The 735-nt window shown below is 75.0% G+C and carries 1 protein-coding gene; it reads right to left on the reverse strand.

Features of this window, described 5'->3' with window-relative positions; all coding sequences use genetic code 11:
• Nucleotides 1-735: Lhr family ATP-dependent helicase (locus tag A7A76_RS05875; RefSeq protein WP_428995092.1), on the reverse strand; the 735-nt coding region annotated here is incomplete at both ends.

A 735-nucleotide genomic window follows, 5' to 3' on the forward strand; every position in this document is an offset into this window, starting at 1 on the left:
ATCGGGGTCTGGCGCACGCTCGGCACGCCCTGCGGCACCGCCGCTTCGGCGCCGGCGCCGGCGGCGGCGCTGTGCGGGCGCAGGCGCGCCCAGGTCACCCGGCCGGCCGCGCACAGTTCGTCGAGCCAGCCCGATTCGTAATCGCCGATGCGCGCCGGCAGCAGCTCGCCTTCCCACACCGAGGCCGGCGCCTCGAAGCCTTCCAGTTGCTCCAGCACCGCCTGCAGCGCCTGCGGGCCGCTCATGCGCGCGCGCCGCGACAATTTCTGCCAGTCGAACAGGAAGCGGGCGTAATCGCGCGGCGCCACCGGCTCGATCTCGCGGCGCAGGCGGCCGACCGTGTAGCGGTGGATGCGCGCGAGCAGATGCCGCTCGCACCATTGCTCGGCGCCGCCGAGCAGGCTGTCGGGATCGAAACGGCCGCGCATGACGTAGCCTTCCGATTCCAGCCGCAGCAGCGCCAGTTCCACCTCGCCCGGCTCGCGCCGCGCAGCGGCAGCCAACGCCGCGGCCGTGGTCGGGCCCAGCGCGGTCAGGCGCGAGCGCAACGCTTCGATCAAGGCCGTGTCTTCGCTCCATTCGGCCTGTGCGTACTCCGGCGGCACCTGCACCGCAGGTTCGGCCCGAGCCTGCGGAAACAGCGCCAGCGCCTGCGGCAGGCCTTCGGTGGCGACCCACCACGCCGCGGCCGCGTCGCCGGCGCGCAGGCGCAGCGCGGTGGCGCGGCCGGCGTCG

It is taken from the genome of Lysobacter enzymogenes (assembly GCF_017168095.1).
Classification (GTDB): domain Bacteria; phylum Pseudomonadota; class Gammaproteobacteria; order Xanthomonadales; family Xanthomonadaceae; genus Lysobacter; species Lysobacter enzymogenes_D.